Origin of the sequence: Devosia sp., assembly GCF_034675085.1 — a bacterium.
Lineage (GTDB): Bacteria > Pseudomonadota > Alphaproteobacteria > Rhizobiales > Devosiaceae > Devosia.
This window is the reverse complement of record NZ_JAUCDN010000019.1, coordinates 1-21,412: the sequence shown is the minus strand read 5'-3', so window position 1 is coordinate 21,412 and position 21,412 is coordinate 1. Positions and strand designations below refer to the sequence as shown.

The window sequence follows — 21,412 nt, the reverse complement described above, 5'->3', positions numbered from 1 at the left end:
GGTGCAGCGTCGGCGCGCGGTTCAGCAGAACCGGGTGCTCGCGGATCACCTCGTCCAGGATATCCCAGACTTCCGGCTTTTCCTTTTCGACCAGCTTCTTGGCCTGCTTCACCGTCGAGGAGAAGCCCTTGGCTTCCAGCCGCGAATAGATGAAGGGCTTGAACAGCTCCAGCGCCATCTTCTTGGGCAGGCCGCACTGATGCAGCTTGAGGTTCGGCCCCACGGTGATGACCGAGCGGCCCGAATAGTCCACGCGCTTGCCGAGCAGGTTCTGGCGGAACCGGCCCTGCTTGCCCTTGAGCATATCCGAGAGCGACTTCAGCGGACGCTTGTTGGCACCGGTGATGGTGCGGCCGCGGCGGCCATTGTCGAACAGCGCGTCCACTGCTTCCTGAAGCATGCGCTTCTCGTTGCGGATGATGATGTCGGGCGCGCGCAGCTCGATCAGGCGCTTCAACCGGTTGTTGCGGTTGATGACGCGGCGATAGAGGTCGTTGAGGTCGGAGGTGGCGAAGCGGCCGCCATCCAGCGGCACCAGCGGGCGCAGCTCGGGCGGGATGACCGGAATGACGGTCATGATCATCCACTCCGGCTTATTCCCGGAGACAATAAACTGCTCGACGATCTTGAGGCGCTTGGCCAGCTTCTTGGGCTTGAGCTCGGTGGTCGCCTCGGCGATTTCCACGCGCAGATCGGCCGCGATCTTTTCCAGGTCGAGGGCGAGCAGAATGTCGCGGATGGCCTCGGCGCCGATCTTGGCGGTGAAGCTGTCGGCGCCATATTCGTCCTGCGCGTCCAGATACTGCTCTTCGGTGAGCAGCTCATGGGTGGTGAACGGGGTGAGGCCCGCATCCAGAACGACGTAGTTCTCGAAATAGAGAATGCGCTCGATGTCCTTTAGCGTCATGTCGAGCAAGAGCGCGATGCGGGACGGCAGGGACTTGAGGAACCAGATATGGGCGACGGGCGCGGCCAGCTCGATATGGCCCATGCGCTCGCGGCGCACGCGGCTGAGCGTGACTTCCACGCCGCATTTCTCGCAGATGACGCCCTTGAACTTCATGCGCTTGTACTTGCCGCACAAGCACTCATAGTCCTTCACCGGCCCGAAGATGCGCGCGCAGAACAGGCCGTCGCGCTCGGGCTTGAAGGTGCGGTAGTTGATGGTCTCGGGCTTCTTGATCTCGCCATAGGACCAGGAAAGAATCTTCTCGGGCGACGCGATCGAGATTTTCATCTGGTCGAAGGTCTGCACCGGGACGGCCGGGTTGAACGGGTCCATGACGTGGGAATGATGATTCATCAAATCTCTCCTCTATCCGCTGGGGTCCAGGCCGCTGCCCGGACCCTGGCGGAAGTGAATGGGGGGTGGAAGTGCCGGATTATTCCGCCGCTTCCTGAGGAGGGGCGAGCTCCGCTTCGGCCTGGCTCGGTTCGTTCTCGCCCACGTCGCGCATGTCGAGTTCGACATTGAGACCGAGCGAACGGATTTCCTTGACCAGGACGTTGAAGCTCTCGGGAATGCCCGCTTCGAAGGTGTCGTCGCCGCGCACGATGGCCTCGTAGACCTTGGTGCGGCCGGCCACGTCGTCCGACTTGATGGTGAGCATTTCCTGCAGCGTATAGGCGGCGCCATAGGCTTCCAGCGCCCACACTTCCATTTCGCCGAAGCGCTGGCCGCCGAACTGGGCCTTGCCGCCCAGCGGCTGCTGGGTGACCAGCGAGTACGGCCCGATGGAGCGGGCGTGGATCTTGTTGTCCACCAGGTGGTCGAGCTTGAGCATGTAGATGTAGCCAACCGTCACCTGACGGTCGAACTGCTCGCCGGTGCGCCCGTCATAGACGGTCGACTGGCCCGAGCCCTTGAGCCCGGCACGCTCCAGCATGTCTACGATATCGGCTTCCTTGGCGCCGTCGAACACCGGAGTAGCGATGGAAACGCCCTTGGAGAGGTGCTCGCCCAGGCGGACCAGGCCGTCATCGTCGAGGTCGGTGATGGTATCGTCACCCTCGAACAGCTCGCCGATTTCCTTACGGAGCGGCTTCAGGTCGCCCTTGGCGTGATAGGCGCGCACCATCTCGTCGATCTTCTTGCCCATGCCGGCGCAGGCCCAGCCCAGATGGGTCTCCAGGATCTGCCCGACATTCATGCGGCTGGGCACGCCCAGCGGATTGAGCACGATATCGACCGAGGTGCCGTCTTCCAGATACGGCATGTCCTCCACCGGCACGATGCGCGAAACCACGCCCTTGTTGCCGTGGCGGCCGGCCATCTTGTCGCCGGGCTGGATCTTGCGCTTGGTGGCGATGAAGACCTTGACCATCTTCATCACGCCCGGAGGCAGTTCGTCGCCGCGCTGGAGCTTGTCCACCTTGTCGATGAAGCGCTGTTCCAGCAGCTTGCGGCTCTCTTCATACTGGGCGTGAAGCGCTTCCATCTCGGTCATGACCTTGTCGTCATCCACCGCGAACTGCCACCACTTCGAGCGCGGCTGCGCCTCGAAGATGGAGTCGTTGAGCTTGGTGCCCACCACATAGCCCTTGGGGCCGGCGGTCGCCGCCTTGCCGAACAGCATTTCCTTGAGACGCGCATAGACGTTGCGGTCCAGGATCGACTGTTCGTCGTCGCGGTCCTTGGCGAGGCGTTCGATTTCCTCGCGCTCGATGGCCATGGCGCGCTCGTCTTTTTCAATGCCGTGGCGATTGAAGACGCGCACTTCCACCACCGTGCCGGCGTCGCCCGGGGGCACACGCAGGCTGGTGTCGCGGACGTCCGAGGCCTTTTCACCGAAGATGGCGCGCAGCAGCTTTTCTTCCGGCGTCATCGGGCTTTCGCCCTTGGGGGTGATCTTGCCGACCAGGATGTCGCCCGGCATCACCTCGGCGCCGATATGAACGATACCGGCTTCGTCGAGGTTCTTCAGCGCTTCTTCCGAGACGTTCGGAATATCGCGGGTGATTTCCTCGGGGCCGAGCTTGGTATCGCGGGCGCTGATTTCGTATTCCTCGATATGGATCGAGGTGAACACGTCCTGCATGGCGATCTTTTCGCTGAGCAGGATCGAGTCTTCGAAATTGTAGCCGTTCCAGGGCATGAAGGCGACGAGCACGTTGCGGCCCAGCGCCAGATCGCCCAGCTCGGTCGAGGGGCCGTCGGCGATGATGTCGCCGGCGTTCACATGGTCACCCACCACCACCAGCGGGCGCTGATTGATACAGGTGGACTGGTTGGAACGCTGGAACTTCATCAGATTGTAGATGTCCACGCCCGACTTCGACGCATCGGTTTCTTCCGTTGCGCGAATGACGATACGGGTGGCGTCCACCTGGTCGACGATGCCCTTGCGCTTGGCGACGATGGCCGCGCCCGAGTCACGTGCCACGACGGCTTCCATGCCGGTACCGACATAGGGCGCATGGGCGCGCAGCAACGGCACCGCCTGGCGCTGCATGTTCGAGCCCATCAGGGCACGGTTGGCGTCGTCGTTTTCAAGGAACGGGATCAGCGAGGCGGCGACCGACACCATCTGCTTGGGCGAAACGTCCATCAGGTCGACGTTTTCCTTCGGCGTCAGGCCGTTGTCGCCGGCATGGCGGGCCACGACCAGGTCGTCGGCCAGCTCGCCCTTGGCGTTGAACTGCACAGTCGCCTGGGCGACGTAGTGCTTGGCCTCTTCCATGGCGGAGAGATAGACCACCTCGTCGGTCAGCTTGCCGTCCACGATCTTGCGGTACGGGGTCTCGATGAAGCCGTACTTGTTGACGCGGGCAAAGGTCGAGAGCGAGTTGATAAGGCCGATATTCGGGCCTTCCGGCGTCTCGATCGGGCAGATGCGGCCGTAATGGGTCGGATGCACGTCACGGACTTCGAAGCCGGCGCGCTCACGGGTCAGACCGCCCGGCCCAAGCGCCGACAGGCGACGCTTATGGGTGATTTCCGAGAGCGGATTGGTCTGGTCCATGAACTGGCTGAGCTGGGACGAGCCGAAGAACTCGCGCACCGCGGCGGCAGCCGGCTTGGCATTGATCAGGTCCTGCGGCATTACCGTGTCGATTTCGACCGAGCTCATGCGCTCCTTGATGGCGCGCTCCATGCGCAGCAGGCCCAGCCGATAGGAATTTTCCATCAGCTCGCCCACCGAACGCACGCGGCGGTTGCCCAGATTATCGATGTCGTCGATTTCGCCACGGCCGTCGCGCAGGTCGACCAGCGTGCGAACGACTTCCACGATGTCTTCCTTGCGCAGGGTGCGCATGGTGTCGGGAGCGTCGAGCTCGAGACGCATGTTCATCTTCACGCGGCCCACGGCACTCAGATCATAGCGCTCGGCGTCGAAGAACAGCGACTGGAACATGGCTTCGGCCGTGTCCACGGTCGGCGGCTCGCCCGGACGCATGACGCGGTAGATGTCGAACAGCGCGTCTTCGCGGCTCTCGTTCTTGTCCACGGCCAGCGTGTTGCGGATATAGGCGCCGATGGTGACGTGGTCGATGTCGAGGATCGGCAGTTCGTCGAAGCCCAGCTCGAGCAGGCGGGTCAGAACCTTCTCGTCCAGCTCGTCGCCGGCCTCGGCATAGATCTCGCCAGTCTTGAGGTTGACCAGGTCCTCGGCAATATACATGCCGTAAAGGTCTTCATCGACAGCCAGCAGATGGGTGAGGCCGTTTTCGGCCAGCTTCTTGGCCTGGCGGGCCGAGAGCTTCTTGCCACCTTCATGCACCACGTCGCCGGTCTTGGCGTCGATCAGGTCATGGGTCGGCTTGGCGCCCTTCCACTTCTCGGCGTCATAGGGCACGCGCCAGCCCTTGTCGGACTTTTCGTATTGCAGCGTGTTGTAATAGGTGCCGAGGATTTCCTCGGCATCCATGCCCAGGGCCTTGAGCAGGCTGGTCACCGGAATCTTGCGGCGGCGGTCGATGCGCGCATAGACGATGTCCTTGGCGTCGAATTCGATATCGAGCCAGGAGCCGCGATAGGGAATGATGCGGCCGGCGAACAGCAGCTTGCCCGAGGAATGGGTCTTGCCCTTGTCGTGGTCGAAGAACACGCCGGGCGAACGGTGCATCTGCGAGACGATAACGCGCTCGGTGCCGTTGACGATGAAGGTGCCGTTCGAGGTCATGAAGGGCATGTCGCCCATATAGACGTCCTGCTCCTTGATGTCCTTGACGGACTTGGCACCGGTTTCCTCGTCCACCTCGAACACGATCAGCCGCAGCGTCACCTTGAGCGGGGCAGCGAAGGTGATGTCGCGCGCACGGCACTCGTCGATGTCGTATTTGGGCTGCTCGAATTCGTACTTCACGAATTCGAGGGAAGCGGTATTGGCAAAATCCGTGATCGGGAAGACCGACCGGAAGACGGACTGAAGCCCTTCGTCGGGACGACCGCCCTTGGGCTCGTCGACCAGAAGGAACTGATCGTAGGAAGCCTTCTGGACTTCGATCAGGTTGGGCATCTCCGTGACTTCGCGGATGGTGCCGAAGGACTTGCGGACCTTGCGGCGGCCGTTGAACGTGGTAGCCATGAAAGCTCCTGTCTATGCGCTTTTGCCCGTTGCGCCAGCCGGCAGAGGCGAAATGGCCTTGCCCGCGAACACTCCGGTGCGATTGGTCTTGCAAGCAGATATCCAAAAATCCGACTATCAGCCGTCGGGTCTCGGGATATGTGCCCCTCGTCGTCTCGTGGTCCCGCAATGGCTGAACTGGCTTCCCGGACCGGGGAAAGCTGCACTCCAAACGCCAAATACCCCATGGCGCAAAGCCATGAGGTCCAACGGACGTCAGCGTGCCTCAGACATCGAAATCGTCATATATTCCGCAAATTGGCGCCTGCGGCCCATCCAATCGGCCCGGCGGTTGAGTCCCGTGAAAACGGGAAAGCGAAATGGCACATAGCGCGCCATTTCGCCAATTTCAAGGCAGAAGCCGAACTTACTTGAGTTCGACCTTGGCGCCGGCATCTTCCAGCTTCTTCTTGATGTCTTCGGCTTCAGCCTTCGACACGCCTTCCTTGATCGCCTTGGGAGCGGCTTCGACCAGAGCCTTGGCTTCGCCCAGGCCGAGACCGGTGATGGCGCGGACTTCCTTGATGACGTTGATCTTGTTGTCGCCGAAGGAGGCGAGAACAACGTCGAATTCGGTCTTTTCTTCAGCGGCAGCGGCCGGGGCAGCGCCGCCAGCAGCGGCAACGGCAACCGGAGCGGCGGCGGAAACGCCCCACTTCTCTTCGAGCATCTTGGACAGCTCGGAGGCTTCCAGGACGGTCAGGGCGGACAGGTCTTCTACGATCTTGGCGAGATCAGCCATTTGATATCACTTTCATCAATTGAGTACGGTATGAACCGTGGATTGCCCTTTTGGGCGGATGGTTATGCTGCTTCCTGGCTCTTTTCCGCATGCGCGGCGAGAACACGGGCGATGCCGCCAGCCGGTGCGACGACGACCGAAGCGATACGCGTAGCGGGCTGCTTGAGCATCCCGGCCAGCGTGGCGCGCAGTTCGTCGAGCGACGGCATGGTCGCCAGGGCCTTGACGTTGTTGGCGTCAAGAGCGGTCGCCCCCATGGCGCCGCCAAGAACGACAAACTTGGCGTTCTTTTCGGCGAACTTTGCCGCGATCTTCGGCGCAGTTACGGGGTCTTCCGCATATGCCATGACGATCGGCCCGGTAAGCAGGGCCGAAATGTCCGCATTGTCGGTTTCTTTGAGAGCCAGCTTCACAAGACGGTTTTTAGCGACCTTAACGTGGCCGCCAGCCTTCTTCACTTCAACGCGAAGCGATTCCAGGTTGGCCACGGTAAGACCGGTATTCTGCGCGAGGACGATCGATCCAGCGCCCGAAAGGGCTGCCTGGAGCGAAGCGACGACTTCACGCTTTTCCGCTCTATCCACTGCTAGTCTCCACATTGAGCCCGGCGTAGAGGTGCCGGGCCATTGCCAATTGCTGCCCTCCGATCTCCCAAGGGAGGAGAGGAGCAACGGTTAAACGCCTGTCAACCGTGCTGCCCGGACGGGCAACTGGCCTGGTTCGAACCGTAATCGCCCTGCCCGTCCGGACAGGAAAATCATGGTCTCACCCCATCTATGCTGGCGTCTGGCGACTTTAAGCCAACCCAAATCGGCTGGCACCGGCAGTCTCGGACAGGACTTGCGCCTCCCTTGCGGGAAGCCACCGGGCGGCCGGAGCCGCCCGGAATTTCTTAGAGGGCCGAAGCCGGCTCCACATGCAGGCCCGGACCCATGGTCGAGCTCACGGCCACCTTCTTGACATAGGTGCCCTTGGCCCCGGCGGGCTTGGACTTCTGCACCGCATCGGTGAAGGCCTTGATGTTTTCGATCAGCGCTTCTTCCGAGAACGACACCTTGCCGATGCCGGCATGGATGATACCGGCCTTTTCGACGCGGTATTCCACGGCGCCGCCCTTGGCAGCCCCGACGGCGCCCTTGACGTCCATGGTCACGGTACCGACCTTGGGGTTCGGCATCAGGTTGCGCGGGCCCAGGATCTTACCCAGACGGCCGACCAGCGGCATCATGTCCGGGGTGGCGATGCAGCGGTCGAATTCGATCTTGCCGCCCTGGATGGTCTCCAGCAGGTCCTCGGCGCCCACGATGTCGGCGCCGGCTTCCTTGGCCTCGTCGGCCTTGGGGCCACGGGCGAACACGGCGACGCGCACGGTCTTGCCGGTGCCATTGGGCAGGGTCACCACGCCACGGACCATCTGGTCGGCATGACGGGGGTCGACGCCCAGGTTCATGGCGATCTCGACGGTTTCGTCGAACTTGGCCGAGGCCTTGGACTTCACCAGCTTGATGGCTTCATCGAGCTTGTAGAGCTTGTTGCGGTCGATGCCCTCACGGCCAGCGGCGACCTTCTTTGCGATCTTTGCCATTGCGATCAGCCCTCGACCTGAATGCCCATGGAACGGGCGGAACCGGCAATCATCGACACGGCGGCGTCGATGGTGTCGGCATTGAGATCCTTCATCTTCTTCTCGGCGATATCACGCAGCTGAGCCTGGGTGATGGTGCCGGCCGATTCCTTGCCCGGCAGCTTGCTGCCCGACTTCAGGTTGACGGCCTTCTTGATGAAGTAGGTGACCGGCGGAGACTTCATCTCGAAGGTGAAGCTCTTGTCGGCATAGGCGGTGATCACGACCGGAATGGGCGAACCCTTTTCCATCTCCTGCGTGGCGGCGTTGAACGCCTTGCAGAATTCCATGATGTTCAGGCCGCGCTGGCCGAGGGCCGGCCCGATCGGCGGGGACGGCGTCGCGGAGCCAGCCGGCACCTGCAGCTTTACGTAGCCAACGATTTTCTTTGCCATTTCAGTCCTCTATCTTGCCTTGATCGGCAGGTTGAGCCGCGGTTCGGGTTCATGGCGCCGGCAAAGCGCCACTCCCTCCCACGGTTTCATCCGGCCAAGGCCGGATGTCTTCTAGCGGGCGCGCTTGCGCAACGCCATGTCAGATCTTTTCGACCTGGCCGTATTCGAGCTCCACCGGCGTGGGGCGCCCGAAAATCGAAACTTCCACCTTGAGGCGGCTGCGCTCCTCGTCGACCTCTTCCACCACGCCATTGAAGCTGGCGAAGGGACCGTCGGAGACGCGCACATTCTCGCCCACCTCGAACGAGACGGACGGCTTGGGATGATCCACGCCTTCCTGCACCTGCTGAAGGATGGCCTGAGCCTCCTTTTCAGAGATCGGCATCGGACGATTGTCCGAGCCGAGGAAGCCGGTGACCTTGGGCGTGTTCTTGATGAGATGGAACGCCTCGTCGGTCATGTCCATCTTCACCAGCACATAGCCGGGAAAGAACTTGCGTTCGGCATCGACCTTGCGGCCGCGACGGATCTCGACGACCTTCTCGGTCGGCACGATCACGTCCTCGAACAAATGGTCCAGCTTCTTCTGCGCAACCTTCTGGCGGATGTCTTCCGCCACCTTGCGCTCGAAGTTCGAGTAAGCCTGAACGATATACCAGCGCTTGGCCATGCCGCGTCGCCGCTCCCAGTATTACAGTTTCCCCGATCCGCTCAACGGATCGAGAGCAAGAGCCCGACCACCCAGGAAATCAGCTGGTCGGCCAGAAGAAAGAACAGACCGGCCAGGATGACCAGTATGATCACCATCACCGTCGAGATCAGCACCTCGTTGCGCCCGGGCCAGGTGACCTTGGCGGTTTCCTGCCGGACCTGCTGCAGGAACTGGATCGGATTCGGACGGGCCATAAGCGAATCTACTCTGGTGTTTGGTGCAAAACCAAAGGCCGCGCGGGGTCCCGCACGGCTGGAATGTGGGTATCTAGAGAAAACTCCTAACAATTGCAACAGCCCCGCGCCAACAATGCGCATCCCCTCGGGCTCCGGCGCGAAATTTACCGAAACCTGAATATGTTGAAATAGCGCTTGCTCCGGCTTGCACGCGGGCGTTCAATCGCTTTTGATACCCTTTGGCAGAAAACCCGAGCAGCAAAAAAGGCGCCAGCATGTCCCCGAGCGGCACCCATTTTGAAATCAAGGGATGCGAACTGGTCCATTTCGGGACCCATCCTACCATGGCCGGCCGCGTCACCGGCGTGGTGCGCGTGCGCATCGAAGAGCGCTTCATGGGCAATCTCACCGCCTATCCGCTCGATCTCAAGGTCAAGGCCGATATCGGCGAAGCCGCGCCCGAGCGCATCCGCACCGCCCTGCTCGCCCACGCCGCCCATCAGCTCAACAAGCTCAAGGCCCGCCACGGCGAGCATCACCAGATGGCCGCCGAATAGCCGGGCTTGCCTCGCCCGAAGATGTGATCGTCCCTGTTCTTTTGTGAACGCCGCCGGCGGGAACGCTTACACGCGCCCGGGATTGGCTTAACGCTGGTCTTTCGGCCAGCAGGTTCACGAAAGGAAACCATCATGTCTCCCAACAGCAATCGCGGCGGCAGCCACGAGCAGAACGCAAAAACCGGCCAGCAGAGCCAAAAGGACAACGACATGCGCCAGGCCGGCGGCCGCGACCAGCAGCCCTCCCGCGGCGGCACGCATGAGCAGCATGTCAAGGCTGGTCAGCAAAGCCACAAGAATGGCTGACCTTGGCCTGCCGGAGAGCCCCTGAGGCCCTCCGGCCTTTTAAGGAAAGGACGCCCCATGCCCGCCGAAAAACCCAGGCCCGCGCCGGAGGAAACCCGGCCCGGCAAGCAGCAGGACGACAATATCGACGACCTCGGCCGCCGCCCCGACGGCACCCCGCAGGACCAGCCCGCCAAGACCCCGCCCAGCAAGCCGCGATAACCGCCTGACCTGTTCCTCGCTCTAGGCGCTGAACATCAGGATGGCCAGCGCCAGGACGATGGACAGAAGGATGGCCACTATGGTGATTTTATCAGGAGTCATGCCCGCTCCCTAGGATCGCGCTCTTGCCATGGCAAGATGCCATTGCGGGCGGCAAAACGCCTCATGGCCCGAGAATACTCCGCATCTACAAGCGGAGGAAGCGGCGGCAGAGCCTTGATATTTCAATGGAAAGGCCTGGCAGGGGCTGGGGGACTCGAACCCACGACCCTCGGTTTTGGAGACCGATGCTCTACCAACTGAGCTAAACCCCTTCAGGCGAGGCTGTGTCTAAAGGCAAAGTCATCGCTTCGCAAGACCCTTGCGCCCTTTCCCCTGCCCCAATGCACAATTGAGCTCCGATTTTCACGCCAGCATGTGGACCAGAAGCGGCGCGGCCAGGCCGAGCAGACCCAGCATGGAAATCGTGAAGCACACCGACCGCCAGGGCGTGAGCCCCTTGAGATAGCAGGGAACATAAGCCAGGCGCGCGCCCAGATAGATCCATCCTCCCGCCAGCGAGAGCGCCCCTGTTTCCTCCAGCAACAGGGAAAGGATGGCCAGGGTCAGAAAGATCGGCAATGTCTCGTGCAGATTGGCCAGCGCCCGCTGGGCGCGGCCCAGTTCGCGGCTGGGCGGGGGCAGGTCGTCGCGTGGCCCCATCTGGGCGGCGCTGCCCAATTGCCGCGACAGATAGGCCGCCGGCAGAAGCGCCTGAACCAGCGTCAGGGCCAAAACGAAAAAGATGATGAGCAGCATCCCGGCCTCCATCCGCCGAAACCGGCTGTTGGAAACCTGCCATTTGCCGACCCAACCGTCCAGAGGGCGGCTGGCTCAGCCGGTGCGGCGCCAACCCTCCTGCCGCACGAAATCCTCCAGGTCGTCCCGGCTCATCGGGCGGGCAAAGGCATAGCCCTGCAGGATATCGCAGCCTAGATCGCGCAGAATGGTGGCGTGCTGCATGGTCTCGACGCCTTCGGCGACGATCTCGATATCCATCGACTTGCCGATATCGACGATAGAAGCCACCAATTGCCGCTGCGCCGGCTGGTCGAGAATGGGCAGCACCAATTGCCGGTCTATCTTGAGGCGGTGGGGATGCAGCTTCTGAAGCGAGACGATGGAGGCATAGCCGGTGCCGAAATCGTCGATCTCCACCTCGATGCCGAGTTCCTTGATCCTATCGATATTCCAGGCCACCACCCCGTCGCCTTCGTCCAGATAGATGGATTCAACCAGTTCGAAGGCCAGCCGTCCCGGCTCCAGCGGCAGGGCGCGCAGGCTGGCGATCAGCCCGTCGTCATGCAGGCGCCGCAGCGAGACATTGACCGAGGCGCGCGGCACCCGCAGGCCCATTTCGTCCCAGCGCGCCAGATCGGCCAGCGCCTGTTCCAGCACCAGCCGGTCGATCTGCGTGACGACGTTGAGCTCCTCGGCCACGCCCAGGAAGCCGTCCGGCGTCTTCAGCCCTTCCACCGGATGTTGCCAGCGCGCCAGCGCCTCCACTCCCACCAGATCGAGCGTATGGGCATCGAATTGCGGCTGGTAATGGGCGATGAAGGCATTGTCATCCAGCCCGCTGAGGATTTCGTCGGCGATTCTCTTTGTGTGGATCACCTCGGCCTGCAACGCCTCGGAGAAGAATTCGTGCCGATTGCGCCCGCGCGCCTTGGCCCGGTACAGCGCGATATCGGCGTTGATGAGCAATTGCTTGACGTCGATTGGGCTGACGCGGGAAGCGGCCACGCCGATGCTGACCCCGAAGCGGCATTCATGCCCTTCATGCATCACCGGCCGGCGCATTTCGCCGACGATGCGCGAGGCCATGCTGGTGAGCCGGTCGTCGCTGGAGCCGGCGCTGGAGACGATGACGAATTCGTCGCCCCCGATCCGCGCCACGAAGTCGGTTTCCCGGCAATTGTCGCGCAGCACCCGGCTGGCGTGGATCAGCATGGCGTCGCCCGTGGCATGGCCGAGCGTGTCGTTGATCTGCTTGAAGCGGTCGAGGTCGATATGCAGCAGCGCGATCGACCCGCTGCCCAGATAGCCTTCGGCGGCGTGGCGCTGCAACATCTCGTCCAGATAGCGTCGGTTCGGCAGGCCGGTCAGGCTGTCATGCAGGGCATTGTGCTCGATGCGGGTGCGCGCCGCCTCCAGGTCGCGATTGCGCGCCTCGGCCTCGCGCTTGGCCCGGTGCAGGGCCTGGTTGCGCTCCACATCGGCGGTAATGTCCCAATTGACGCCCAGCACCTTGTCGCCCCGGCCCGGCTCGGCGAACAGCACCGCCATGGAGCGGATATGGCGGCAGGAGCCGTCAGGGAGCAGGATACGATAATCGGATTCGTAGCGCCCCTGGCCCAGGGCCGCATTGAATTCAGCCGGCGCCCGCTCGCGATCATCCGGATGCAGGGCGGCGAGCCAGTGACGGTGATAATCCTTGGGGCCCTCCCCGCCGAGCCCGAAAAGCTCGCAGGTCCGCTTGTCCCAAACTTCCTCACCGGTTTCGACATCCAGTTCCCACACCCCCACCTTGGACACTTCCAGCGCCAGGTTCAGCCGCTCGGTGAGGCGCGCCATCTCGATCTCGCGCCGGCCCATGGCCTCGATATGGCTGTGCCGCTCGGCCACCATGCGCGAGGTCACCAGAATGGGCAGCAGGATGAGCGCACCAGCAAGCAGGATCAGGCTGCGGGAGGTCCACAGCGTCATCGGATCGGCGCCCCAGCCGGCCTTGGGCACGGCGGCGATCTGCCACGAGCCCGCCGGCAGCACCACGTCGGCCAGCACCGGCGACGCCGCGTGCAGGTCGGGGCCATAGAAGCGCTTGCCTCTGGCCCCGGCGCCGTCAATGCCGGTTATCGATATCTCGAAATCGAGATCCTCGCCGATGCCGCTATCGGCATAGAGCTTTTGCACATCGATGACGGCGGCGATGATGCCCCAGAATTCGCGCGCTCCGCCCCGCTGGATGAAGACGGGGAATCGCCCGATCAGCCCCACCCCGCCCTGCATCAGGTCGACCGGGCCGGCCATGCTGAGCTGGCCGGTCTGGCGCACCCTGTCCACCGCGTCCCATTGCGCTGGCACGGTGCGATAATCGACACCCAAAATGGTGGCATTTCCCACCAGCGGATAGGTCATGCGGATGACGAGGTCCGGCGCCACGGCGACCGAACGCAACTGGCCGCCCGCCTCGAAAATACTGCGCGCCAGCGCGTTGAAATGCGCCTGGTTCATGTCCGGCTCGGTGGAGATGGTCGCCACCAGCCCCCTCACCAATTGGATATTGCTGACGATATTGCCTTCGAGCTTGGCCCGGATCAGCGACACCTTGGCCAGCGTCTCCGCCCGCAGGCGGCTTTCCACGATCTGCTGGTTCTGGCGGTCGAGCAGCACCCCGAGGATGAGCATCACCACCACGGCGATGAGCACGGGCACAAGCGCTGACCGCTTCCCGTTCACCCCCAAAAGATCCAGCAATCCCCTGCCCACCCGGCGCCCTCCTGCCGGCATTGTTCCAGTTTCAATGCTAAAGAGCAGGAATTAACAATGACCTACGCACAATCGCCCAAATTGGCGGCGGTTCCAGCGGCGCGGCGGCGGATTTTTACCGCCGCGCTAGGGCTATTTTGTCGGGCGATAGCGCGTCACGCGCTCGCCAGAAGATGCTCGGCCGGCCAGGAGGCGATCAGCTGGCGCAGGATATCGCGATCTTCCGCATCGAGAGCGGGAACGCCCGGCAGGCGCACGGGGCCGACCTCGGTGCCGCTAAGGCCCATGGCCTCCTTGACCACGGTCACATTGGTGCCGTTTTCAAACTTGGTCCGCATGTCCTCGAAGGTGCCGATGGCGTCGACCAGGCGGCGAGCCCGTTCGTAATCGCCCGCCTCCAGCGCCTGCCAGACGGCCAGCGATAGGCCGGGCGCGACATTGACAAGGCCGGAAGTGAACCCCCTGGCGCCGACCGAATAGAACGGCGCGGCCCAGCCCTCGGCAAGGCCGCAGACCCAGATGATGTCCACATCCTGGGTCTGGCGCACGCAATGGGCGAGCCGGATCGGGTTGCTGGCCGCATATTTAATGGCCGGAATATTGGGGTGGGCGGCGATGCGGCAGAGATCGGCGACGCTCATGGTTTCCGAGCGGCAATAGGCCACCACCGGCAATTCGGACGCTTCGGCCAGCGCGATGAAATAGTCGGCCTGCGCGGCCGGAGCCGCGAACGGATCGCGCGGGTGATGGGCCATCAGCGCGTCGGCGCCGGCGAGCTTGGCCTGGCGGGCGGTGGCGATGGCCTGGCGCAGCGAGCGCCCGACGGAAGCGGTGACCAGGCTCCGGCCCTCGGCGCCGGCGATGGCGGCGGCATGGATGCGGCTCACTTCGTCGTCGGTCAGGCTGTAGAACTCGCCGGTATTGCCGGCGGAGACGATATTGTGAATACCGGCCTGGGCGATGCGGGAGACGATGCGGCGCGTCGCCGCCACGTCCACTTCACCCGCGGCGTCATAAGGCGTCACATGGACACCGGAAATACCGCGCAGGCCCGCTTCAAGCTTATTCATTCTCTTTCCTTTCATTCATGGGCCTGCCGAACAGGCTGGCCGCATATTTCTCACCGGACCGCACGATGTGGTCGCGCATGGCGCGCTCGGCACGCTCGCTGTCGCGATCGCGGATGGCAGTCATGATTCCGCTATGCTCCGTCAGGGCGCGCTTGCGTTCCTCGGCGTTGTCCAGAAGCCTGGCGCGGCTGGCGTCGTCATAGACCATTTGCAGGGATTGCAGCCGCAACAGGTAGGTGCAGCGCGAAGCGGTACGGATAGCGTCGTGGAATTGGGTATTGAGGCTGGCAAGCAGGGCCGCGTCCGCCTGCTCGGTCGCCGTCGCCATGCGATCGATGATGGCACCGAGCTCGTCTATTTCGTCCGCGGTGGCGTTCTTGGTCGCCTGACGCGCGATCATGCTTTCGATGGCGGCGCGGGCGAGCGACATTTCCTCGGCCTGGGCAGGCCCGAACGAAACGAAGACGCCGCGGCGCGGCTCGGCCTTGAGCAGCCCCTCCGCCTCGAGGCCGCGAATGGCTTCCTTGAGCGGGGTCGTGCTGACCCCGAGCTGCTCCGCCAGCGTGCGCTCGTTCAGGCGCTGCCCGACCTCGAACTGACCCGAGAGCACGGCCTTGCGCAGGGCCTCGCGCACATGGTCACGAAGGTTCTTGAGATGCCCCGCCTCGATAGGTCCCAGTTGCTGGCCTGCCATTTCGTCCTCTCTCGATTGCGCTGCCCCGGCTCAGTCGAGCCCGAGCAAAGCATCTACCGCCAAAGTATATGACGCACTTCCGAATCCACAGATCACGCCTTTGCACACGGCGGCAATCATCGAATGGTGGCGAAAGTCTTCCCGGCGGTGAACATTTGTTAGGTGCACTTCGATTGCACTGACGCCGGCGCCGGATATGGCATCGCGCAGGGCCAGGGATGTGTGCGTCAGCGCCCCGGCATTGAGAATCACCCCATGGCCCTCCCGGCCCGCATCGTGGATGCGGCCAACCAGCTCGCCCTCGTGGTTTGACTGCTCAAACAAAATCTCGGCGCGCCCCGCCGCATGCTTGCGCACCAGCGCCTCGATATCGCCCAGCGTCGTCGTGCCATAGGTGGCCGGCTCCCGCGTTCCCAGCAGATTCAGGTTCGGCCCGTTCAGGACCAAGAGCGTCGTCGACATTTTCAGCTCCTCGCTTGACGCGATACGAAATCTGATATTTCATATACACAACTTGAGGGAAGTTGCAACGATGGCCGCGCATCTAAAAAACCGCGCCACCGGGCAAAGTCGGGCCGTAAGGGGGAAATCCGATGGAAACGGGACAAGGCCGGGGAACGGCCGCAAACCGCTTTAACTATTTCGTGGCCGCGTTCATGGTCGCGGTCGCCGCCGTCATCGGGCACGGGACCTTTCTGGTCGCGCGTCCGAGAGGCGATATCTCCATGCCGACGGTCTTTCCCGGCGTACTCATTGCCGTCCTGCTGGTGCTGGCTCTTCTTCTTGTGCAAAAGACCAGGACGGATGCCCTGCCCGCTCCGGATGGCGAGCCGATCAGCCTTGCCGGCCATATCAAGGCGGCGTCGATTTTCGCGATCGCGGTCGCCTATCCGCTCGCAATGCTGGTGATCGGCTTTCCGGCCGCCACGGCGCTCGCGCTCACCGCCTTCTGCATCACTCTGGGCGAACGCCGATACTGGCTCGTCATGCTCTATGCCCTGGCTTTTGCGGCCTTCGTCTATGGCGTTTTCGTCATGGCGCTGCGCGTCCCATTGCCCATGGGCCTGTTCGAATAAGGGAAGCGGCTGATGTCTTTTGAAATATTGGCCAGCGTTGCCACCCTCTCCAACCTGACCGCCATGCTGGCGGGCGTCATGCTCGGCATTGTCGGCGGCGCCCTGCCCGGCCTCACCGCCACCATGGTGATCGCGCTGCTGGTGCCGTTCACCTTCAGCATGGCGCCGCTGGCGGCCCTGCTGATGCTGTGCGGGATTCATGCCGGCGCCAATTATGGCGGCGCCATCACCGCCATCCTGCTGCGCACCCCCGGAACCCCGGCGGCGGCGGCCACTGTGCTCGATGGCTATCCGATGGCCCAGAAGGGCCAGGGGCGGCGCGCCGTGGAACTCGCCCTCTACGCATCCGGCATTGGCGGCCTGGCCAGCGTTCTGGTGATGATCTTCCTGTCGCCGGTGGTCTCCAATGTGGCCCTGATGTTCGGCCCCTCGGAATACTTCGCCATCGGCGTGTTCGGCCTCACCGCCATTGTCGGCGTCGCCGGCCGCTCGCTGCTCAAGGCCCTGGTGGCGGCCGCGATCGGCCTGACCCTGACGCTTGTCGGGCTCGATCCGGTCACCGGCTATCCGCGCTTCACCTTCGGCTCCATGGATCTTCTGGGCGGCGTGCCGTTTCTGGCGGCGCTGATCGGCCTGTTCGCCCTGCCCGAGGCCTTTCGCCGCTCGGCAAGGATGATCGGCCAGCTTCGCGAAGAGGCGCCGCACTTCGACAATTCCCATACCAGCCTCCGCGAAATCGGCGAACTGACGCCCGAAGCGGTCAAGTCCGGCCTCATCGGCAGCGCCGTGGGCGTGTTGCCGGGCGCCGGCGGCGATGTCGCGGCATTCATCGCCTATAACGAGGCGCGCCGTTCAGCCAAGGACAAGTCCCAGTTCGGCAAGGGTGATCCGCGCGGCCTGGTGGCGGCGGAATCGGCCAATAACGGCATTACCGGCGGCGCCATGGTGCCCCTGCTGACGCTGGGCGTGCCGGGCGATGCGGTCACCGCCGTCCTCATCGGCGCCTTCACCATCCATGGCATTCGTCCCGGCCCGCTTCTTTTCGAGACGCATCTGGAAACGCTGATCTATCCGCTGTTTCTCGGCCTTATCGCCATCAACATCCTCATGCTGGTCTGCGGCTTCCTGTTCTCCGGTCCGGTGGCCCAGATCGTGCGCCTGCCACGCAGCTTCATCATCGGCGGAGTCATCGTGCTCTCGGTGATCGGCGCCTATTCGATGCAGTTCAGCATGTTCGACGTGTTCCTCATGCTCGGCTTCGGCGCGCTCGGCTACTTCTTCGAGGAGAACGACTATCCCCTGTCGCCGATCGTTCTGGCGATCATCCTCGGCCCCATGGTCGAAACCAATCTGCGCCGGGGCCTGGCAATGCATCAGGGCGATGCCCTGGCATTCCTCTCCAGCCCAATTTCCCTGACGATCTTCGCACTCGCGGCCGTAACGGTCTGGTTCAGCGTGCGCAGTCGGAAGGCAACCTTTGCTACCACGTCCAACGCCTGAAGGAGAATTTGCGTGACTATGATGAAATTCGTTCGCACAGCCGGCCTCACGCTGGCGCTGCTCGGAACCGCGGTGGGCGTCGCCCATGCGCAGGCCTTCCCCGATCGCTCGATCAACTCGATCGTCGCCTTTGGCGCCGGCGGCAGCACCGACGTTGCAGCCCGCTCGCTGGTACGCTTCGCCCATGAATATCTGGGCCAGGAAATCGTCGTCGAGAACCGCACCGGCGGCGCCGGCGCGGTCGGCATGCTGGCGCTGGCCAATGCCCGGCCCGATGGCTACACCATCGGCACGGTGAATTTCGAACTGCTGGCCTTCCGGCCGCTCGACCGCGCTCCGAGCGGCCCGGAAGACATGCGCTTCATCAGGAAGGTGCAGGCATCCCCCGCGACGCTGACCGTGCCGGCCGACGCACCCTGGAACACGCTGGAGGAATTCCTTGAGGAAGCTCGCCAGAATCCGGGCAAGCTGCGCATCGCCGCTTCGCCTCCGGGCGCGGTGTGGAACGTCGCCGCCGGCCTCATCACCAATGCCACCGGCACCGATATCAACGTCGTGCCCTTCGATGGCGGCGCGCAGTCGGCCGTTGCCCTTTTGGGCGGCCAGGTCGACGCCACCACCATCTCGGTGCAAGAAGTGATGGATCACGTCACCGCCGGCAAGCTCAAGGTTCTGGCCACCGCCACCGCCGAGCGCCACCCCGCGCTGCCCGACGTGCCGACCTTTACCGAGGCGGGCTACGACATCGTGTTCGGGTCCTGGGCGGCCATGGCCGCGCCCAAGGATATTCCCGAAGACCGCTTCCAGGCGTTGAGCGAAGGGCTCAAGAAGATGTTCGATGACGAACGTTTCCAGACCTTTGCCGAGGAAAATGGCATTACGCTGGACTATGTGCCGGGCGATGAATTCGCCAGGCAGATGGAAGCCGAAGCCGCCAATGTCGCTGCCGTGCTGGCGGCGCAGGGCCTGACCAACTAACTGACACGAGTCCCATGACCGAGCCTGTCCTGCTTTCGCGCCGCAATCCCAAATACTGCATCGACGCATCCGAAACGCCGGAGGCCAGCATTGCCGGCCCCACCCGGCTGATCTTCGAAACGCACGATGCCCGTGGCGGAAAGCTGCGCGAAGCATGGCAGGTCCACCAGACGACTCCTGACTTTTCGGAACGCTTTCCGAAGGTCAATCCGGTCACCGGCCCTGTTTTCATCGACGGGGCCGAACCGGGAGACACCATTGCGGTGACCATCCTCGACATCGCCCTCGACGATCAGGGCTTCATCCTGGTCAAGCCCGATATGGGAATCTCGCACGGCAAGGTCGAAGAGCCCATCGCCAAGATTTGCAAGGTGCGCGACGGGCTGGTCGAATTCGATGACCTGCGCTTCCCCGTCGCTCCCATGGTGGGCGTGGTTGCCCTCGCCCCGGCCGGCGGGCCCGTTTCCCCGGCCCTGGTGGGCCGCTATGGCGGCAATATGGATTGCCGGCGCCTCGCGGTTGGCACCACCATCCACCTGCCCGTTCAGGTCAAGGGCGCGATGCTCTATGTCGGCGATGTCCATGCCGCCATGGGCGATGGCGAGGTCACCGGCACCGGCATCGAGATCGGCGGCCGGGTCACGCTCGACGTGCGGCTCGTCAAGGGCGAAGCCCGTTCCTGGCCCTGGCTCGAAACCGAAGGCGAGATCATCGCACTCTCCTGCGCCCCCACCTATGAGGAGGCCGGGCGCATCGGCGTCGATGAGATGATCGGCCTGCTGGCCGTTCACCACGGCCTGAACGCCACCGACGCCTATATGCTCGTCAGCGCCCTGGGCAATGTCTGCATCAACCAGTCCTGCGGCTCCACGGCCGACATCAGCGTCAGGGTGGAAATGCCCAGGCTCGGCCACGGCATCGAGCGCATCGCCTGACGCTTCCCATAGTTTGGAGAACACCAATGATCGTCAACGATCTGCCCGACCACGCCCTACTGTCCGACGCCACCTGGCAAGGGCTTGCCCGCCTCCAGCCAGCCTCGCTCGGGCACTATCTGACCAATGGGATCATTTCCAATGGCATCCGGCCGCTGGTGCCGGGCAAGCGCATGCTCGGCCGCGCCGTGACGGTGCGCCAGCCCTATCCCGACGCCGTGCCGGTGCATGTGGTCTTCGACTATCTCAAGCCCGGCGACGTTCTTGTCATCGATCGCTGCGGGGACAATCACATCGCCTGCCTGGGCGAAATGACCGTGCGCGCCGGCCTGGCCATCGGCGTTGCCGGCTTCGTCGTCGATGGCGTCGTCACCGACATCGATGAATTGCGCGAGTTGGGCATCCCGGTCTTTGCGCGCGGCCTCAATGTGGTGACGACACGGACCCTCGACCTCCCCGGCGCCGAGCTTTTCGGCGAAGTGGTGATCGGGGACGTAGCGGTCCACACCGGCGACATCGTCATGGGCGACAATAACGGCTTGCTCGCGCTCAGCCCCGATCATCCGGACCTGGATGCATTGGTGGCCCGCTCGCTGGCCGACGAAGACCGCGAGGTGGACTGGCGCAAGCGCCTCGCCGCCGGCGAATCCCTCAGCCGCATGAACGGCTCGCGGACGCTGTTCGACAGGCGCATGGCCAATTCGCCGAAGCGTTGAGAATCTTCTGCGCTGCCCGTCATCCCTCAGGCAAGACTTGCCTGACCCAATCCGCCGATCTTGATTGGCAGCGCCGAGGTCTCAATCGACGCGCTGCCCGTCGGCATCAAAGACATGCACATGCCCATCGTCAAAGGCCAGGCGGATGTCGTCACCGCGCGCAATGCGCGGCTGCCCCTCCAGGACGGTGATGATCTGGGCCGCTCCCTCCGCCGTGGCATGCACGACGGTTTCAGCGCCCAGGGCTTCCACCAGATGCACCCTGGCCTCGATGGCGCGTTCGCCGGCCTGCGCCAATCGAAGATGCTGGGGACGCAGGCCCAGCGTCACCGCCCCTTCATGGTTCACGCCTATTTCCGCGCCGCCGGGCAGCTTCGCCCGCCCCTGATGGGCCTCGACCTTGAACAAATTCATGTTCGGCGCGCCGATAAAGCCGGCCACGAAGAGATTTTGGGGCCGGTTATAGAGATTGAGCGGGGTATCGACCTGCTCGATCACGCCCTTGCGCAGCACCACGATGCGGTCGGCCAGCGTCATGGCCTCGACTTGGTCGTGGGTGACGTAGATCATGGTCGTAGCGAGCCGGGCATGCAGCGCCGACAATTCGGCCCGCATGGTGCCGCGCAGTTCGG

21 protein-coding genes, 1 tRNA gene and 1 pseudogene are annotated in these 21,412 nt (G+C 63.4%); 8 read left to right on the top strand and 15 right to left on the bottom strand.

Translation table 11 applies throughout. The annotated features are described in order from the left end of the window. From VDP82_RS02645 to secE, 8 genes and pseudogenes are all read right to left on the bottom strand, one after another. Window positions 1–1,303: pseudogene (locus VDP82_RS02645) on the bottom strand (DNA-directed RNA polymerase subunit beta'); the annotation flags it as partial. Window positions 1,304–1,382: 79 nt separating this feature from the next. Further along, window positions 1,383–5,528 (bottom strand): DNA-directed RNA polymerase subunit beta, encoded by a 4,146-nt coding sequence (gene rpoB, locus VDP82_RS02640; RefSeq protein ID WP_323013285.1) that lies wholly within the window; start codon window positions 5,526–5,528, stop codon window positions 1,383–1,385. 406 nt (window positions 5,529–5,934) lie between these two features. Continuing rightward, on the bottom strand, window positions 5,935–6,309 hold the full coding sequence (rplL, locus tag VDP82_RS02635; protein ID WP_323013284.1) for a 50S ribosomal protein L7/L12: 375 nt from the start codon (window positions 6,307–6,309) through the stop codon (window positions 5,935–5,937). Between the two features lie 62 nt (window positions 6,310–6,371). After that, a complete protein-coding gene (rplJ, locus tag VDP82_RS02630; RefSeq protein WP_323013283.1) occupies window positions 6,372–6,893 on the bottom strand; it encodes a 50S ribosomal protein L10 in 522 nt (173 codons plus the stop codon). A gap of 308 nt (window positions 6,894–7,201) precedes the next feature. After that, window positions 7,202–7,894 carry a 50S ribosomal protein L1 gene (rplA, locus tag VDP82_RS02625; protein WP_323013282.1) on the bottom strand — a complete coding sequence of 231 codons (693 nt, stop codon included), beginning with the start codon at window positions 7,892–7,894 and terminating at the stop codon, window positions 7,202–7,204. Window positions 7,895–7,899: 5 nt separating this feature from the next. Beyond that, window positions 7,900–8,328 carry a 50S ribosomal protein L11 gene (rplK, locus tag VDP82_RS02620; RefSeq protein ID WP_323013281.1) on the bottom strand — a complete coding sequence of 143 codons (429 nt, stop codon included), beginning with the start codon at window positions 8,326–8,328 and terminating at the stop codon, window positions 7,900–7,902. A 139-nt stretch (window positions 8,329–8,467) separates the two neighbouring features. Continuing rightward, window positions 8,468–8,998: a transcription termination/antitermination protein NusG gene (nusG, locus tag VDP82_RS02615; RefSeq protein WP_323013280.1), complete on the bottom strand. Its 531-nt coding sequence runs from the start codon at window positions 8,996–8,998 to the stop codon at window positions 8,468–8,470. A 41-nt stretch (window positions 8,999–9,039) separates the two neighbouring features. Beyond that, complete coding sequence (gene secE / locus VDP82_RS02610) at window positions 9,040–9,234, bottom strand: preprotein translocase subunit SecE (protein WP_323013279.1); 195 nt, start codon at window positions 9,232–9,234, stop codon at window positions 9,040–9,042. Window positions 9,235–9,491: 257 nt separating this feature from the next. On the opposite strand from secE, the gene VDP82_RS02605 reads away from it, so the two are divergent. The 3 genes from VDP82_RS02605 to VDP82_RS02595 all read left to right on the top strand — a co-directional run bounded on the left by VDP82_RS02605 (window position 9,492) and on the right by VDP82_RS02595 (window position 10,280). Next, complete coding sequence (locus tag VDP82_RS02605; protein ID WP_323013278.1) at window positions 9,492–9,773, top strand: hypothetical protein; 282 nt, start codon at window positions 9,492–9,494, stop codon at window positions 9,771–9,773. 132 nt (window positions 9,774–9,905) lie between these two features. Continuing rightward, window positions 9,906–10,079 carry a hypothetical protein gene (locus VDP82_RS02600; protein ID WP_323013277.1) on the top strand — a complete coding sequence of 58 codons (174 nt, stop codon included), beginning with the start codon at window positions 9,906–9,908 and terminating at the stop codon, window positions 10,077–10,079. A gap of 57 nt (window positions 10,080–10,136) precedes the next feature. Then, on the top strand, window positions 10,137–10,280 hold the full coding sequence (locus VDP82_RS02595; protein WP_323013276.1) for a hypothetical protein: 144 nt from the start codon (window positions 10,137–10,139) through the stop codon (window positions 10,278–10,280). Window positions 10,281–10,518: 238 nt separating this feature from the next. Here VDP82_RS02595 and VDP82_RS02590 read toward each other — a convergent pair. From VDP82_RS02590 to aroQ, 6 genes are all read right to left on the bottom strand, one after another. Beyond that, window positions 10,519–10,594: transfer RNA gene (locus VDP82_RS02590), tRNA-Trp, on the bottom strand. Window positions 10,595–10,685: 91 nt separating this feature from the next. Next, a complete protein-coding gene (locus VDP82_RS02585; RefSeq protein WP_323013275.1) occupies window positions 10,686–11,078 on the bottom strand; it encodes an MAPEG family protein in 393 nt (130 codons plus the stop codon). Window positions 11,079–11,153: 75 nt separating this feature from the next. Next, the gene (locus VDP82_RS02580) at window positions 11,154–13,757 is read right to left on the bottom strand and encodes an EAL domain-containing protein (protein ID WP_323013274.1); all 2,604 of its coding nucleotides are present in this window, start codon (window positions 13,755–13,757) and stop codon (window positions 11,154–11,156) included. 209 nt (window positions 13,758–13,966) lie between these two features. Then, complete coding sequence (locus VDP82_RS02575; protein ID WP_323013273.1) at window positions 13,967–14,881, bottom strand: dihydrodipicolinate synthase family protein; 915 nt, start codon at window positions 14,879–14,881, stop codon at window positions 13,967–13,969. Continuing rightward, complete coding sequence (locus VDP82_RS02570; RefSeq protein ID WP_323013272.1) at window positions 14,874–15,575, bottom strand: GntR family transcriptional regulator; 702 nt, start codon at window positions 15,573–15,575, stop codon at window positions 14,874–14,876. Before VDP82_RS02570 ends, VDP82_RS02575 begins: the two co-directional genes overlap by 8 nt. 30 nt (window positions 15,576–15,605) lie before the next feature. Beyond that, window positions 15,606–16,037: a type II 3-dehydroquinate dehydratase gene (aroQ, locus tag VDP82_RS02565; protein ID WP_323013271.1), complete on the bottom strand. Its 432-nt coding sequence runs from the start codon at window positions 16,035–16,037 to the stop codon at window positions 15,606–15,608. Between the two features lie 182 nt (window positions 16,038–16,219). On the opposite strand from aroQ, the gene VDP82_RS02560 reads away from it, so the two are divergent. From VDP82_RS02560 to VDP82_RS02540, 5 genes are read left to right on the top strand one after another with little or no spacing between them, the layout of a single operon-like run. Continuing rightward, a complete protein-coding gene (locus VDP82_RS02560) occupies window positions 16,220–16,651 on the top strand; it encodes a tripartite tricarboxylate transporter TctB family protein (RefSeq protein ID WP_323013270.1) in 432 nt (143 codons plus the stop codon). A gap of 12 nt (window positions 16,652–16,663) precedes the next feature. Continuing rightward, window positions 16,664–18,151, top strand: a complete 1,488-nt coding sequence (locus VDP82_RS02555; RefSeq protein WP_323013269.1) for a tripartite tricarboxylate transporter permease — start codon at window positions 16,664–16,666, stop codon at window positions 18,149–18,151. Between the two features lie 18 nt (window positions 18,152–18,169). Next, entirely contained in the window at window positions 18,170–19,129 is a 960-nt protein-coding gene (locus tag VDP82_RS02550) for a tripartite tricarboxylate transporter substrate binding protein (RefSeq protein WP_323013268.1), read from the top strand. A gap of 14 nt (window positions 19,130–19,143) precedes the next feature. Continuing rightward, window positions 19,144–20,064 (top strand): acetamidase/formamidase family protein, encoded by a 921-nt coding sequence (locus tag VDP82_RS02545; protein WP_323013267.1) that lies wholly within the window; start codon window positions 19,144–19,146, stop codon window positions 20,062–20,064. A gap of 26 nt (window positions 20,065–20,090) precedes the next feature. Beyond that, the gene (locus VDP82_RS02540; protein WP_323013266.1) at window positions 20,091–20,780 is read left to right on the top strand and encodes an RraA family protein; all 690 of its coding nucleotides are present in this window, start codon (window positions 20,091–20,093) and stop codon (window positions 20,778–20,780) included. Window positions 20,781–20,861: 81 nt separating this feature from the next. Here VDP82_RS02540 and VDP82_RS02535 read toward each other — a convergent pair. Continuing rightward, a partial coding sequence (locus VDP82_RS02535; RefSeq protein ID WP_323013265.1) for an ABC transporter ATP-binding protein occupies window positions 20,862–21,412 on the bottom strand: 551 nt, incomplete at its 5' end.